The 15,958-nt window shown below is 68.7% G+C and carries 9 protein-coding genes; all 9 read right to left on the bottom strand.

What is annotated here, in order from left to right; translation table 11 throughout:
* Position 1: 1 nt before the first annotated feature.
* Positions 2–493: a hypothetical protein gene (locus IE308_RS27110; protein WP_190219941.1), complete on the bottom strand. Its 492-nt coding sequence runs from the start codon at positions 491–493 to the stop codon at positions 2–4.
* The gene (locus IE308_RS27115) at positions 493–1,053 is read right to left on the bottom strand and encodes a hypothetical protein (protein ID WP_229909154.1); all 561 of its coding nucleotides are present in this window, start codon (positions 1,051–1,053) and stop codon (positions 493–495) included. The genes IE308_RS27110 and IE308_RS27115 overlap by 1 nt, the downstream gene beginning before the upstream one ends.
* Positions 1,054–1,062: 9 nt before the next feature.
* Complete coding sequence (locus IE308_RS27120; RefSeq protein ID WP_190219942.1) at positions 1,063–1,416, bottom strand: hypothetical protein; 354 nt, start codon at positions 1,414–1,416, stop codon at positions 1,063–1,065.
* Positions 1,416–1,997, bottom strand: a complete 582-nt coding sequence (locus IE308_RS27125) for a suppressor of fused domain protein (RefSeq protein ID WP_229909156.1) — start codon at positions 1,995–1,997, stop codon at positions 1,416–1,418. The genes IE308_RS27120 and IE308_RS27125 overlap by 1 nt, the downstream gene beginning before the upstream one ends.
* Positions 1,994–2,677, bottom strand: a complete 684-nt coding sequence (locus tag IE308_RS27130; RefSeq protein WP_190219943.1) for a hypothetical protein — start codon at positions 2,675–2,677, stop codon at positions 1,994–1,996. The genes IE308_RS27125 and IE308_RS27130 overlap by 4 nt, the downstream gene beginning before the upstream one ends.
* Positions 2,678–2,774: 97 nt before the next feature.
* On the bottom strand, positions 2,775–3,188 hold the full coding sequence (locus IE308_RS27135) for a hypothetical protein (protein WP_190219944.1): 414 nt from the start codon (positions 3,186–3,188) through the stop codon (positions 2,775–2,777).
* A gap of 5 nt (positions 3,189–3,193) precedes the next feature.
* The gene (locus IE308_RS27140; protein ID WP_190219945.1) at positions 3,194–4,306 is read right to left on the bottom strand and encodes a hypothetical protein; all 1,113 of its coding nucleotides are present in this window, start codon (positions 4,304–4,306) and stop codon (positions 3,194–3,196) included.
* Between the two features lie 112 nt (positions 4,307–4,418).
* Positions 4,419–5,156, bottom strand: a complete 738-nt coding sequence (locus IE308_RS27145) for a hypothetical protein (RefSeq protein ID WP_190219946.1) — start codon at positions 5,154–5,156, stop codon at positions 4,419–4,421.
* 15 nt (positions 5,157–5,171) lie between these two features.
* Positions 5,172–15,845, bottom strand: coding sequence for a LamG-like jellyroll fold domain-containing protein (locus IE308_RS37275; RefSeq protein ID WP_268256495.1), 10,674 nt, complete (start codon positions 15,843–15,845; stop codon positions 5,172–5,174).
* Between the last annotated feature and the right edge of the window lie 113 nt (positions 15,846–15,958).

Raw genomic sequence — 15,958 nt, forward strand, 5'->3', positions numbered from 1 at the left:
CTCAGGCGACGACCCCGCAGATCTCCTCGATCAGGGCCAGCTGAAGCTCGACGGCCCGGCGGCAGCGGGGATCGCCCCGCTCCGCGTCGACGGTGACCGTGCGGCCGAGGGAGGTGGCGTTCAGCACCGACTCGTAGCAGGAGGACAGCATCTCCAGCATCCCCTCGGGCGCCTCACCGAGCACAGAGTCGGCGTACTGCGCGAGCGCCTGACAGAGCGAGGCCGCGGTGAAGGGGGACTTGCTTTCCTGCCAGTCCCAGGCGTCGGCGAGCAGCTGGTCCCACTCGTCCTGCGCGGCGTCGGCGGAGTGGAACTCCTCCACTGCACGCCGGTAGAGGGTGACGGTGGAGGCGTCGAACAGCTCCTCCAGGGGACGGCCGTACACCGTGACCGTCTCCTCGATGACCCGGAGCCCGAGCCGGCGCAGAGACTCGGGAGAGCATGCCAGAAGGCCGTCCGAGAACCGGCCGACCTCAACGTCCCACAGCGTCATCACTTCAACCTGGCCAGTACGGCGTCCAGACGTGCCCGCCCCGTTCGGACGCAGTCCGCCCGCAGCGCAGCGGCGTCGACCGTTTCCCCGCCGAGCGGGACGGAGCGGCGCTGCCAGGCCAGTTCGTCCTCGTAGAAGCGGGAGCCGGCGACGTTCTGCTGCATCTGTCCCATCGCCGTCAGCACCACATGCCCGCAGTGCTCGGCCTCCGCGGCATCGCCGGAACCGGCGCAGAGGACCGCGTACCGGAGCGTGAGCACGCTGTAAAAGGCGTAGATGTCGCGGACGGCGGTGTGGCCCGTCTCCGGGGGCCGCATCTCCGGAAACTCTTCGAGCCGCCCCGCCCGGGCCGGGGCGTCGTCGAGCGGCTCTTCCGGACGCCACAACCGACCCATTGTGTCGACGAAGAAGTCGGCGTCGGCGTCACGTCCCGGCGCGCCCGCGCGGAGACCGGTGAAGATCTGGGCCATGCGCTCGGCGCAGGCGGCGGCGTAGACGCGGGCGACACTGCCGGCGCGCGGCGCACGCAGGGCCGCGACGACATCCGCTTCGACCAGCAAAGCCACTCCTCACACCCGCAGGGGAACCCACGGCACCGCCTCACGCCACCCGGGGCGGTCGTGCGCCCAGTCCATCATCAAGTCGGCGACGGGTTTCGGCCGGTCGAGTTCGTGGGGCGTCGAGATGTGTGTCTGGTAGTGCTGGTCCGGGCCGCCTGCGCGGTACTCGACCTGGTAGCTCATGTCGTCGTTGAGGTAGGCCTGCATGTAGTGCTGGCCGCGCGGTTCCAGATCGCACCGCTCCAGGATCACGTACCGGTGCCAGAGATTCATCTCCGACAGCAGGTCGTGCAGCTCTTCCTCGGTCGGGTCGTCCACGACGCGTCCGCCCTCCTCGGTCGCGCGGAGCCTCGGCTCGGCCATCAGACCACCGACTTCCGGAACGGGTCCGTCGGGATGATCGCCGCGTCGTCGAGCCGCTGCTCCAGCGCCTCGTGGCCGTGGCGCCTGCGGTACTCGATCTCGGCGGCGGTCACCGGCAGGGTCCAGAGGATGCGGGCGTGGCCGCCGTCGGGCAGGGGGCAGTGTTCGAGGTCGGGGCCGTGCATGTAGGGGAGGCTGACGAGCAGGTGGTCGCAGCTCGAACCCGGTACCCACGGCTCGCCGAGCGGCATGCTGTGCGCGAGGTCGAGCCGGTGACCGCCGCAGTGGTAGTAGGCGATCATCGCCATGAGCTGGACGAACCGCTCGTCACGGACGTGCGCGGTCATCACGAACTCCAGCCCGTGACCGTCGCGCTGCATCACGTCCCAGCAGCCGGCGGTCACGTACGCCCACGCGTCGTCGCGGGGGCCGGGTGCCACGACGAGGATGCGGAGGCGCGGCACGGTCTCCCGCCGCCCCGGCCCGAGGTCGTAGTCGACGGCCTCCACCTCATGCCCCGCGAAGAACTCCCGCACATGCGCCTCGACGGCATCCGCGGCCGACTGCATTGCCTCACTCACGGGGCCATCATCCCAGGGCGCGACTCGGCCCGTACCTTCGCCAGCCCATGCTGCGCGATCTGCTCCTCGACCGTCGCCGCGAGCCCCGCCGGGTCGCCGGCTCGCTCCTCCAGGTGGGCAAGCCATTCCTGTGTGTCCGTCCACCCCATCGGTGCCTCGTACTTGGACCACCCGTCGGCGATCTGCCGCACCCAATCGAGGGTTTCCTCCGCCAGGGGCCGCTCGCCCGCCGCGGCGGGGACCAGGACCATGTCCTCCAGCTCGGGGATCCCCGTGGGGATCCGCCGTCCCCGCTGTGCCGCCACGGCGGCGGCCCGGTACGCCTGGACGATCTCGGCGATGTCCGGGCGGCGGCGGAGTGGGAGCGGGCTGCGCTCCTCCGTACGGCCCGCCACCGCGCGGAACGTCTCCGCGTGCCGTCCGACGTCGACGGCTTCCTTGGCCGTCACGGGCTGGTGCTGGTAATGCGCCAGGGAGAGGGACACCACCGGAAAGTCCCGGGTCAGGGCATGCACATGGGCGGTCGGGTAGTACTGCTCCCCCGACGTCGAGCGGTTCAGAGTGATGCCCTGGAGGACCGGGCCGATACGGCGGAGGAGGCGCAGGGGCTTCCAGACCGTGAACTCGGGGAACAGCTCGGCCCAGTCGGACGTGACACGGCGGGCGTCGGCCTTCTTCATCTCACCCCTGATCAGTGCGAGTTGTTCGGGGCGGCCAAGGAGACCGGCGCGCGGTACGGGTTCCAGAAATCGACCTCGGCTCGCTCCTGGGCGTCGATCAGCGCATCGTCAAGCTCGTCGCTTCCCCGTCGAAGGGAGTCGCGACCACGAAGCCGGCGAGTCCGGTTCCCGGCCAGAGCGGTCCCGGCGCCCGGTAGACGGTCTGCGCCGCGAGGGCCTTGCCCGATCGTGCGGCGTAGATCCCGACCTGTGCGATCGACTCGGCGAGGTCGTCGCATTCCGGATCGCAGGAGAGGAAGAACTCCTGCCGGTGCCTCGTGTTCGCGCCCGGTACCGGGATGTCGCAGACACCGGAGGTGCGGTAGAAGGTCAGCTCGTCCTCGCCCTCCCCCTCGACCCACTTGAGGATCCGGATGTCGTGACCGTCGAGAGTCCCGAACGACGCCTCGCGCTGCGGTTCGCCCCAGGTGCGGAGGAAGAACTCCGCAGGACTCGTCGGGAGCTCTGGCACGGTTGTCACCCCAGGGGAGCGCCGACGGGCTTGCGCTGTCGCCGCAGGCCACTGCCCGCCTTCACGATCGCCAGGGCGCGGGCGCGGTCGTACATGGCGACGGGGTTCCCGTGGTACGACCAAGGCTCTCCGCCGACCCACGGCTCCAGGATGCGGAAGTGCTCCAGGGCCTCGCTGCCCTTCCCGGCCAGGGTCAGCGCCGCGGCGAGGCGGTGGCGGACCAGGCGGGAGCGGGGGTCGTCCGCGGGTACGGCGGACAGTGCGGCGCGGACGGCGTCCAGTTCGGACTTGGGGTGGCGGCCGGCGAGGGGGACCTGGCCGGCGCCCTGCAGGGCGCGTTCGAAGGCGGCCTCCAGGGGGAGGACCGAGAGGAGCGACTGCGGCGGGGCCGACGCCGCGGCCTCCTGCGCGAAGCGGTGGGCCATGCGGTCCGAGCCGCACCACTTGGCGCACCAGTACTGGAGGGCGTTGAGGTGGGCGTAGAAGTGGTGGGGGGCGCGGGCGGTCAGCTCGGACCAGAGGCGGCGGAACTCCTCGTGCGGGAGGACGAGGCCGCGGGCCGCGGTGACCATGGTGACCCAGGGGGACGGGTCGTGGGGGGCGAGTGCGGCGGCTGACCGTGCCTCTTCGAAGGCCGCCTGGAGCAGCTGCTTGAAGCGGGCCAGTCGGTCGGCCGGGGTGTTCTCGGCGTAGCCCTCACCGCGGGCGTGCCAGGCGAGGTAGAGCAGGGCCTGGGCGTGGACGGCCGCCGCGTCGGGGTCTCCGGGGCGCTCGGTACGCCAGGCGGTCAGCCAGGCGTCCTCCTGCGGGGCGACCTGGGCGAGCCTGGTCAGGACGTACCAGCGCCGGTCCCAGTCCTGGCCCGTCGCTGCGAGCAGGGCCGCGCCCGGGCGCCAGTCGCCCTGGCGGGCGGCGAGGGTGGCGTCGGCGACCTCGGGGGCGATCGGGCCGTACTCCGAGGCGTCCAGCTCCTCGCGGGGCAGGAGGCCGTACGCGCTGACGTCCATGCCAGCCGTGCCGTTGCGGTTGGCGCGGGCCAGGCGGGCGCTGCTCCACAGGGCCCAGGCGAGGACGGGGAGGCCTATGACGATGGCGGTGTACTGGAGAAGAGGGGGCATGACGGTGGCGGCGCTTTCGATCAACGTGCTCAGAGACGAGCGCAATCATCCCGCACAGTCGATCGAAACGAACAGGGCGCCCCCGCCTCGACGGCGGGAGCGCCCTGTCATGTCACCTGGTGGGACATCCCAGTGATGTCATCACCCACTCCTCCGACAACGGGACGTCCTGACTCGCGCCGTTCACGATCCAGGCGCCGTCCCACACGATGCGCCAGACTTCTCCGCGGTAATTCTCGAACTCCACGTAGCTTCCCGGAGCACCCTGGAGGAGTTCCAACTCCCGAAGCAGGACGTCGGGGGTGGTGAATCCCCGGTCCGGCCCCACGCTTCCCCCACCGGTCTTGGTGTTGTCGTACTTCATCCGGAGGTAAGGAACCGGCGGCCGTGACATGACCGTCGGATGCAGCATCCGCTTGAAGCGGTATGTCGCCTCGTCGAGTGTCTCGCTTCCGGAGAACTCGCACTGATAAGCAGGGAAGACGGCGCTGACGACCTCGTTCAGATCCTCATTGCGCCCGATGTGGTAGCCGTGGACGGCCGGAGGCACCGATACCACGGCATCGAATCCGTAGGACCCGTACGTGAAACCGGGTACCACCGTGAACGGCTGTGCGTCCTGGCCGCGGCCGAGGCGGTGTTCGCGCGCGAACTCAAGGACTGCCCTGACCAGACCCTCGTCGAACGAATCGAGAGTGTTCACCTGGTAGGCCCAGTCCCCTTCGTCGTCCAGCGCCAGCGAGAACACGAACCTCGACATGGGAGACCATCGCCACGCCCTGGTGAGACCGGGAAAGCCTTCGGCGTTCCCGATCTCCGACACAGCCCGTTCAATGTCCACGGCTACCATCTGTCTTCCTTCTGGCTATCGCGAGTAGTTGGGCCCGGTGTCCTGCCTGTACCGAGCCGTCATACTACCTCCGGCACTGGAATTCTGCGACCGGCGCATCGGCACTAGATTATCCACGTCGTTGTAGAAATCATTTCGCGCCGCTCGACTGGAGTTATAACCCGTCGAATTCCAGTGATCGACCACGGGTGTACGGTGGTCATATGTGAGTTCGTTCCGTGGAATGACATTACCTTGCTCGTCCAGCCAGTTTCCGTTGGAATCCGTCCACCTGTTCTGCATTTCCTGGTGGGTGGAGGCCCTGTAGTTGCTCGGGTACTGGTTGTCGCGACTCAGACGGTTGGGGTTGGGGTTGGGGTTGGGCCCCATCGTTCCGTCCGCCATCCGCGGCTGACCGCCCGACGCGCAGGTGCACGTGGACGAGTGAGCCGGGTCGCTGCCACCGCAGTTGTGTACGAGAACCGCGGTGTCACCCGCGACCACATGGTAGGTGTGCAGACCGTCGACACTGAGGTCGTACGTGACCTCCTGCGCCGTGTACGCCTTGACCTCGACGATCAGGGTCGCGGCGCCGTCACCGTTCTGGAGCTTGTAGCCCGCCTTGAGGTCGCCTGCCTGGGTCCAGGTGTTCCGGCTGACCTCGTAGAACTGGTGGTGCTTGGTGGTCTGGATCGTCTTAGGACCGGCCTTTGTGGCTACGACGACGTTCACGTAGTCACGGTCGGTCTTGGTGACGATCACCTCCTTGACCTTGTGCTTCTCCTTCTTCTTCTTGCCAGGCTCGGCCGTCAGGACCCAGTCCCCGGCCTTGAGCTCGGAGATCGGCTTGACCGTGCCGTTGGCCATCAGCACACCGGTCAGGCCGGTGAAGCTGTGCGGAACCCGGCAGCTGGGGCCGGAGGACTCGCCGTCCGGCTCCGGGCGGGACTTGCCCTTCGGGCCGAACTTGCTGGCCGCCGCACCGAAGATGCCGCCGGTGGCGGCGCCCATCGCCGCTGCCTTGGCCGCTCCGGAGGCGCTGCAGCCCTCTTCGCTCGCCGCGCAGGAGACGCCGTAACCGACAGCGCCTTCCGCGGCACCGCCCGCGGCACCCGCGGCCGCGCCCTGGACCACCTTGCCGCCGACACCGGCGAGCAGACGGCCCACCGCGCCGGAGGCCAAGCCGCCGGCCGCGCCACCGAGAGCACCGGTGACACCGCCGATCGCAACCGCGCCGAGGAAGCCACCGACGGACTTGGGCCCGTCGCTCATCATGTAGCCGACGCCGTTGGCCGCGGCGCCCGCAAGGGCCGCGCAGCCGATCGCACCGGCACCGGCCGTGATCGCCGTACAGCCCGCGAAGACCACCACGCCCGTCGCCACGGAGGCAATGGTCGCGGCGTGCTGCTTGACGAAGTTGGCTGTGGCCTTGGCAGCCTTCTTGACGCCTCTGCCGATCTTCTTGACAGCCTTCTTGGCTGCCTTGACCGCCTTGGCTACTCCGTGTTTGACCGCCTTGGCGACCTTACGGACGGTCTTCTTGACGTGCTGAACGACCTTATGGACGTACCTCTTGACTCGTTTGTAGGTGCGTTTGACGTATCTCTTGATCTTCTTGACGCTGTCGTGCACGTAGTGCACGGCCTTCCGGACCGCCCGGCGGGCCTTGCGGACCACCTTCTTCGCCGCCTTCTTGATCTTCTTGGCGACCTTGCGGACGGTCTTGGCGACCTTCTTGACAGCGCTCTTGGTCTTCTTCCAGGCCGACTTGGCGACCTTCTTGACCTTCTTCTTGACCTTCTTGATGGCCTTGTCGATGAAGCTCGGCCAGTGCCCCGTCGGGTCGGTGGCCGTCATCGGGTTGCCGTTGGCGTAGGCGTACTGGTTGGCGTTCGCCGAGACGGGCAGCGGGTCGTTGCTCACCGTGTCACGGCTGTTGAACTGGCCGGTCTGCGGCGAGTACCAGCGCGCGGCCATGTTGACCTTGGCCGTCTGCGGGTCGGTCCACCCGGACTGGTAGCCCAGGTTGCCCACCATGCCCGCCGAGGACAGCGTCTTGCCGAACGGCGAGTACGTCGCCGAGCCGGTCAGCGCTTCCGCGGAGTCGGTGAACTGGGCCACGACGTCGTCGTGGATGTCCGTCAGAGCCAGGGCCGAGGACGTGCCCGTCTTCACACCCAGCAAAGCACCGCCGGCGTCGCGGCTGTAGGACGCGTATCCGTCCGAGGCCACGTCGTTCCCGGTGCCGCTGTACTTGAAGTTGAAGACATCGGCACCCGTCCCGTCCTTGGCGGACAGGACACGGTCCAGACCGTCGTAGACGTACGTCCGGTCACCCTCGCTGATCACCCGGTTGAAGGCGTCGGCCTTGAGCAGGGTCTGTGTCCCGCTCTCGTCCGTGATCGTCTTCAGGGTGCCGCGCGCGGTGTATGTGTACGCGTTGTGCCCGTCCGACGTGAGCCGGTTGCGGGCGTCGTACGTGTACGTGTCGCCGCCGACGCGGGTGCGGTTGCCCGAGGCGTCGTAGCCGTAGACCTCCGTCGTCGTTCCGTTGTTCCACGACGTGATGCGGTTGGCCCAGTCGTAGGTGTACGTGTTCGACGCGGCGCCGCTGACCCCTGTCGTCGTCTTCGACGTCAGGTTGTCGTTCTCGTCCCAGCCATAGGCGATGGAGGCGAGGACCTTGCCGGTGGGCGAGGTCAGCTTGTCGTTGGTGATGCGCTCCAGGGAGTCGTAGGAGAAGTCACGCTTGGACTTGCCGGTGCCGTAGTCGACCTGCTTGACGTTGTTGTTGACGTCGTAGGTGTAGGTCAGCGCGGAACCGGTGGCCCCGTCGTTGACCGTCTTCAGCCGGCCGGCCGTGTCGTACCCGTAGGTCGTCGTGCCGGAGGCGTCCGTGCGGGAGGTCATCGCCCCGTCGCCGTTGTAGGCGAAGGAGGAGGAGCCCGACGGACCGGACGTCGACAGCAGCAGACCGCGGTCGTCGTAGGTGAAGGTATTGAGATCCGTACCCGCACCGGCGACGGCCGTGATGCGATCGTCGGAGTCGTACGCGTAGGTGTGGTCGACCGTGGCGGCCTCCGCACCCGTACCGGTGGTCTTGGTGAGCCGGCTCTTGGCGTCGTACTCGTTGGTGACGACCACACCGCCCGGAGAACGCTGCTCCTTCACCCGGCCGTTGGCGTCGTACACCGTGGTGAAGGTGCGGTCGGCCAGGTCGGGGTGGGACGGGGTGGACGGTTCGATGACCGACTCCGGCAGTCCCCAGGTGTTGTACGTCGTGATGAACGGGTTGCCACGACCGTCGGTGAAGCGCGTGCGGTTACCCGCCACGTCGTAGCCGTAGGTCGTGGTGATCGACTCGGTCGCGGAGACCGGCTCCACCACCTTGGTCACCAGACCCGTCGCGTCCACGGTGAACGTGGCAGTGTGGCCGCGGTAGTCGGTCACCGACTGAGGGTTGCCCGCCCGGTCGTACGAGGAGCGGCTGGTGCGCAGCACGTTGCCCAGCGCGTCCAGGTCCTGGCTGGTGACCAGGTTCCCGAACCCGTCGTAGGTGTTCTTGGTGCTGGTGCCGTCCGGGTCCTTGGCGACCAGGACGCTGCCGTCCATGTTGTACGTGTACGTCGACACGTTGCCCGCGGGGTCGGTCACCTCCGTGACGTCGCCCAGCGCGTTGTACTTGTAGGACGTGCTCACACCCGTCGGGCTGATCTCCCGCGAGAGGTCGCCGCCGGGCGCGTTGTACTCGTTGATCGCCGTGTAGGCCCGCTGCGTCGGCTGGCGCACGATCTCCGTGCTGGTCAGCTCGTTGCCGAGGTAGTCCCAGGTGGACTCCTCACGGGCGCCGTTCGGGCGGGTCGTCGAGAGCAGGTCGCCGTTGGTGTCGTAGACGTACGTCGTCTTGTCGCCGCCCGGTTCGGTGACCGAGGCCACGTCGCCGAGCTGCGAGTACGTGTACGTCGTGCGGTTGCCCAGCGGGTCGACCTCGGCCGTGACCTGTCCCAGGTCGTTGTACTCGTTCCAGGACGTGGCCGTGATCGGCGTCGAGGACCCCGGCGGGGTGTAGTTCGGCAGCTTCGTCGAGGTCTCCTGGCCCTCGGCGTCGTAGGCGGTGACCGTGACGTTGCCGTTGGGGTCGGAGGTCTCCGTCGCCTCACCGAACGTGTTGTAGCCCGTCATCGAGACCGGGCGGACGGCCGTGGCCGTGCCACCGTTCGTCTCGGCGTTCACGACCGGCTCGGTGACGGTGGTCTGCTGGGCAGCCTCGTCGTACCCGTAGTCGGTGGTGTTGCCGTTGGCGTCGGTCATCGACAGGGGCAGACCACGCTGATCCAGCTTGTAGGTGGTGGTGTGCACCGAGCTGCCGGCCGCCGGAAGCGTCCCGTTGTACACCGACGACACCTGCGAGCCGGTCAGGGCCTCGCCGTACACCTGGACGTCGTCGAGACCGCCCTTGTGGTTGCTGCCGTAGGTGGTGGGGCCCCACTTGTGCCGGCCCAGCTGCAGAGACCCGTTCGCGCTCCACGGGGAGGTGAAGGGGGTTTCCTGGGCGAGCGTGCCGTTGACGTACAGCCGCATCTTCGCGGCAGCGGCGTCGTAGACGGCCGTGAGGTGGGTCCAGGCGTTGGCGGTCACCGCCGCCGTACCGGACTGCGCGCGCACCAGCGTGGCGTTGGTGTCGTCCGTGGCGCGGAGGCCGAAGGTCCAGCCCGTGCCCGTCGAGTAGTACACGACGAAGCCGTAGACCTGGTCGCCGTCCTGCGAGACCAGGGTCTGGCTGACGGACGTGTCGGTCACCTTCGCCCAGAGCGAGACGGTGTAGCTGCCGGCCGTGTTGACCACCGGCCCGTCCGTCTGCGCGTACGAGTTGGCGTCACCGTCGAACAGGGCACTGCCACCGTGGTCGGTGTTCCAGTGCATCCCCGTACCGTGCGTAGCGGTGCGGTTGCCGCCGGAGGAGTCGCCGACCGAGTAACCGGTCGTCTCGTCGAGCTTGTAGCGGGCCACGGGCGCCGTGGTCCCGTCGTGCTCGACGGTGCCCTTGACGTTGCCCAGGTTGTCGTACAGCGAGTCCGTCGTCGCGACGTCACCCGTTGCCGGGTCCGTCTCCGTCTCGCTGACCACATTGTCGTCCGGGTCGTACGACACCTTGGTGGTGCGGTTGACCCCGGTCGGGTCCAGCACCGAAGACGTCACCCGGTCGTCCGCGTCCACCGTGAACGTGGTCGTCGTACGGCCGTCGTTGGTCACCTGCTTGATCAGGTTGCCGGCCATGTCGTACGTGTTGGACTCCTCGACGAACTGCTTGCCGTTCGCCGGGTCCTTGCGGGTGACCGTGGCCGTGAGGCCGTCGTCGGTGTAGGTGTACGCCGTCACCCAGCCCATGGCGTCCGTGATGGACGCGAGGCGGCCGGCCGGGTCGTAGGCCCGGGACTCCTGCACCAGCGTGGTCGGCGCCGAGGGGTTGTTCGGGTCGCCGGTGTAGTTGAGCAGGTTGGTCGTGAGCGGGCGGCCCTCGCCGTCGAAGGTGTAGGTGTTGACGTTCCCCGCGGGGTCGGTCTCCTTCACCTTGTTGCCGTAGACGTCGTACTCGAACGACGTGGTGTCGCCGCCCGGGTCCGTGCGCGTGGCCATGCGGTTGTAGGCGTCGTACGTCATCGACGTCGTCCGCGAGGCGTCACCGCCGGTGAGGTCGGCGACGGTCTGCGAGGTGACGTTGCCGTCGTAGTCGTAGACGGTCGTCGTCTTCGCCTGGTGCACCGCGCCGGTGACGCGGTTGGTGACCGCGGGGGCGGTCTCCGTGGTGACCTGGTCGTTCTTGTCGTACGTCCAGGTGGTGGTCAGGCCGTTCGGCTGGGAGTCGGATATCTCCTTCTGGGAGACCTTCCGGCCCAGGTTGTCGTACGTGTACGACACCTTGGCGCCGTTGGCGTCCGTGACCGAGGCCAGGTCGCCGTTGGCGTAGTAGACGTTCTTCGTCTTCTTGCCGCCCGGCGTGACGACCGTGTCGACCAGGCCCGCGGGGGCCACCGCCGTTCCGCCCTCGGCCGCGGGGGTCGTGGACGTGGTGTAGGTGGTGGTGGCGGTGCGGCCGTTGGGGCTGCCCGGCACCGGCGGGGTGGTCACCGACAGCAGGTTGCCGCCGGTGTCGTAGGTGTAGCTGGTCAGGTACGTGTTGTCCGTCGCGGACGCCGAACGCGCGTCCCGCTCGGTGAGGAGCAGGTCGTTGCGCGGGTCCATCGCCGGGAAGGCGGTCGTCGCGTCCGGGTAGTACGTGTAGTACTCCGTCGCGCACTTGTTCGCCGCCGTGTCCTGGCAGTCGGTCTGCGAGACCGTGTTGCCGCGCACGTCGTGACCGGTGATGCTGCGGTTGCCGTTGGCGTCCGTCACGGTGTGCAGGAAGCCGCCCGTGTCGTAGCCGTACGTCGTCCGCTTGCCCTCGGTGTCGATCGCGGCGAGCAGGCGGTCGCCCATCTCCGCGTCGTACACGTACGTCAGCGTCTTGTTGGTGGGGTCGGTCAGCTTGACCGTCTTCACCGGTGCGACGCCGGAGGACGCCTTGTACGCCGACCAGTGGCGCTCGACCTCGTCCTCGCCGACGGCGTGGTCGTAGGCCGCGACCTCGGCGACCGAGCCGGTGAAGTAGCTGACGTCACCGGGCGACTGGTACCAGTTCTTGCCGTAGCCCGCGCCGATGAAGGTGCGGGTGTTCGACTGGTCGGCCGGTGCGCCGGTGAAGTCGGCCACCTTGGCGCCGTCGAGGTACATCGTCTGGGTCGTGCCCGCGGACGACAGCACCGCGTGGTGCCACTGGTTGTCGGTGACCGTGCCGGTGGTGCCGAAGGCCGTGCCGGCGGTACCGGCGGTGGTCCACCAGTGGCCGTGCAGCTTGTTGTCGGCGCCCACGTACAGCAGCGGGTTCCAGGTGCCGCTCGGCGTGGTGCCGGTCGGGGCCGTCGACTGGTCCGAGAGGATCACGCCGGGCTTGGCGGTCTTGAACCACAGCTCCACCGCGCGGTTGGCGGAGGAGTGCCACGGCGTGAACGGGATCTCCGCGTACGACGACGTGCCGTTGAAGGACACCGCCGTGACGTCACCCGTGCCGAACGGACCCGCCACACCCTGCGTGACGGTGTTGTACGTGCCGAAGCCGGTGTGGATCTCGTTGGCCGCCTGCGCGGCGCCGCCCGTGTCGGAGAGACGCCAGTAGCCGGACGGGGCGGAGCCCATCACGGCGGAGCGGTAGACCTGCGAGGAACCGGTGACGGTCGGCGGGTTCAGCTTCCAGGTGCCGCCGTCGCCGTCCGTGGCCTGGGTGACCAGGTCGTCGGTGGGGCCGTAGGTGATCGACGCCTGGGTCTTGCCGTTCGGCGTGGTGATCTTGCTGAGCAGACCGGCGGACCGCTTGGCGGCCTGGTACTGCGCGGTGATCACCGACGGGTCGAGCGGCTCGGAGTAGATGGCCACCTCGGCCATCTGACCGGTGAAGTGCCCGAGCTGGTCGTTCGGGTTCATCGCCGGCCAGCCCTGGGTGTTCACACCCGCGCCGAGCGAGATGTACGGCTGGTTCCAGTCGTTGATCTGGCCCGACAGGGAGCCCTGCGCGACACCGTCCAGGTACAGCGTCTGGCTGGTGGCCTGGCCGGTGAGGACCGCGTTGTGCCACTGGCCGTCGGTGACGGTGGCGCCGGAGACGATGTTCGGGCTGCAGCTCGGGGAGTTCGCCAGGCAGCCACGCAGCTTGCCGTCGGTGCCGACGTACACCGCGGGGGTGTTCTTCGTCGTGTTGTTCACCGGGTCGGCGTCGCTCAGCGGCTTGTCGCCGTAGTAGAACAGCACACCGCCTGCCGTGGTCGTCTTGAACCACAGCGAGACCGACATGTACGACGGCGTGGCACCCGGCGCGGAGGGCATCTCCACGTAGGAGGTGGTGCCGTTGAAGGTGGCCGTGGTCTGCGTCGAGCCCGCGAGGACCGACGAGCTGCCCAGGGTCACGTTGTGGTACAGGCCGTTGTAGCGGCCCTGGTTCAGGTCGACCGTGTCCTTGGCGACGGTCGCCCCGGCCGCCTCACCGAGCCGCCAGTACGCGTACGGGTCGGCGTCCAGGACCGTGGTGCGGTAGTGGTTGCCGGTGACGTACGTGTACGACGTGCAGTGCGTCCAGTCCGCCGGCGGGCAGACCTTGGTCAGCTGGTCGCCGGTGTAGCTGTACTGCCACGTCTGCGCGGTGCTGGAGTCGCCCGCGGTGGACGGGTCGGTGGCGACCGTGGAGACGTGCGCGGTGGTCGCGCCCGTCGGGGTCTGCCAGGCCAGCGTCAGCGAGCGCTTGGACGTGTCGTTGGTGATCTTCGTGAGCTGCTTGGACGTGTTGTACGTGAACGTCTCGGTGCGGCCCGCGTAGTCCTTGATGCTGGAGATGGCGTAGGTGCCGGCCTTCGCGGTCGCCTGCTTGAAGGCGTACTCCGTGAAGTCCTTGTCCGTCAGCGTGTAGCCGCCGGTCACCGACTGCAGACGCGCGTAGCGGCCCATGGGGGGCTGGAACGTGCCGTCGCTGTTGCGGCCGAAGGCGACCTGCTCACCGCCCGGGTAGGTGACGATCACGCTGGTGACCGCCCCGGACGGGTCCTTGACCTCGGCGGCCTTCATGTCGACGACCGTCGACCAGCCGGCGCCGAACGCGCTGTCGATGCGCGGGTCGATGCTGTTGTACGACCGCTCGATCTCCAGCGAGGGGCCGACCACCTCGACGTCGGCGTCGCTGTCGTCGGTGGTGTAGTTCGCCTCGGACGGGTCGAACTCGTGGCCGTCAGTGTTCTGGGCCAGGCCCGAGGTCACCGGCGGCTGCGGCACCGCGGTGGTGAAGCGGCTGGAGTAGGTGACCTCCTCGTAGCCGTCGGTCACACCCACGTACCAGGCGTAGTTCTTGGACCACTTCAGCTTGCCCGCGGGGATCTTCCAGCTGCTCTTGGTGAGGTTGCCGGACGTGACCACCGGGGTGGTGCTGGTGGAGTCGGCGTCGTACACCTCGTAGCTGTAGGTCAGGCTCGCGTTCGGCCACTTGTCGGCATCGCTCGCGTAGACCAGCAGCTCCGGCTGGAGGGTGTTGGCCTGGAAGTTCTCCGGCGGGTACTGGGCGTTGACCTGCGGCGCGGTGTTCGGCGCGTAGGTCAGGTCCAGCGAGGGCCGCCAGGCGGCGGTGGCCGAGTCGTCGGAGTGGAACTTCTTCCAGTGCAGGCCGTCACCGGTCGGCGCGGCCATGGCCAGGCCGTAGTTGGCCCCGCCGGTGGCGACCTGGGTGAACCACGAGGTCGACAGCGTCACCGGCATCTTCACGCCGACGCTCGCGCTGCCGCTGCTGTTGGTGCAGGAGGCGCCCGGGCTCGGGGTCGTGGTGCCGATGGCGGCGCCGTAGGACGGGCCGGGGTAGGTGGTGGTCGTCGACGGCGACCACGACTGGGTCACCGGGTAGACCGAGAAGTCCTCCGGCGTGCAGGTCGAGGACCACAGCGCCCACACGTTCAGCGTCGCGGCGGACACCTTCTGGCCGGCGAGCGTCGTCCCGAGCCCGGAGAACTGCAGGAACGAGTTGGCCTTGGTGGTGCCGCTGTCGTACGAACCGACCTTGATCTGGGTCTCGGCGGAGCGGTTGGAGGCGTAGTCGGTCTGGACGTACGTCGCCTCGCTCGCGAGGACCGTGGTCGGGTCGACGGTGACCGGGTAGACCCGCTTGGGGTCGTCCAGCCAGGCCCGGTCGGCGGTCATCCGCAGCGCCGGCTCGCCGTCGACGGTGGTCAGCTCGTAGGAGACCGCTCCGGAGCGCGCGCCCTCACCGGAGCGCCGGTCTATGTTGGCGTCCTCCATGTAGGCGTGCGGGACGGTGGCGGCGACCTTGCCGTCGGCGCCGAGGAACTCCACGTCGCCGTTGTCGGCGAGGCGCGGGGTCAGGCCCTGGGCGTCCAGCTTGAAGACCCAGGAGTTGACGGCGTCCGGCGAGCGCAGGACGACGTTCTCCTTGAAGCCGTCGGCGATCGGGACGAGCTGGACGTCGGTGTCGGGCAGCACGCCGTTGTAGGCGATCGTGCCGTCGGTGCCCTTGGTCGCGGGGACCTTGGCGGCGCCGTTCAGCTCGTAGGCGAGGGCGCGGCCGGAGCCGAGGCCGACGGAGGCCAGCTCGTCGTCGGCCGCGTTCGGGGCGAAGTCGACGTCGAGGGAGTTGGCCTTCTGCTCGAAGCGGCCCTCCTCGTCCTTGACGAGGGTGGTGTCGATCGGCTGCCAGGTGCCGTCGGCCGCCTTGAAGTTGGTGCGGCCGCTGTAGTGGCGGATCGTCGTGGAGCCGTCCTCGTTGACGTAGTAGTCCGAGGTGGCCGTCGACTTCTTGGCGTCGCGCTTGCTGGTGGCCGGGTCGAAGCTCTTGCCGGTGCCCCGGGCGGGGCCGGTCGTGGCCTGCTCCGGCTTGTCCACGGGGCGCTGGTAGGCGTCGAGTTCGCCCTTGCCCTTGCCGGGCGCGCGGCCCACGCCGCGGTCGGCGTCGGTGGCGTCGGCGGAGGCGTGGTGGCTCTTGCCGCGGGCGGTGCCGCCCTCCTGGTCCGGGGTGTCCGGATCGTCGGGTTCGCTCACCCACTTCCACAGACCCGAGAGGGACATCTCGGGCATTTTCGGCGCCGTCAGGATGGCGCCGGAGGCCTCTGCCGTCTCGGTTGTGAGCATGAACGACAGGGACACAAGGACAGAAAGTGCGGTAGCCCTCGCTCTGCGCCGTCCGGAACCACCCGGAGGGTACAAGCGAGGGCTACGCACCCAGCGAACACGCATGGGCAAGC

This window comes from Streptomyces griseosporeus (assembly GCF_014656055.1).
Classification (GTDB): Bacteria; Actinomycetota; Actinomycetes; order Streptomycetales; family Streptomycetaceae; genus Streptomyces; species Streptomyces griseosporeus.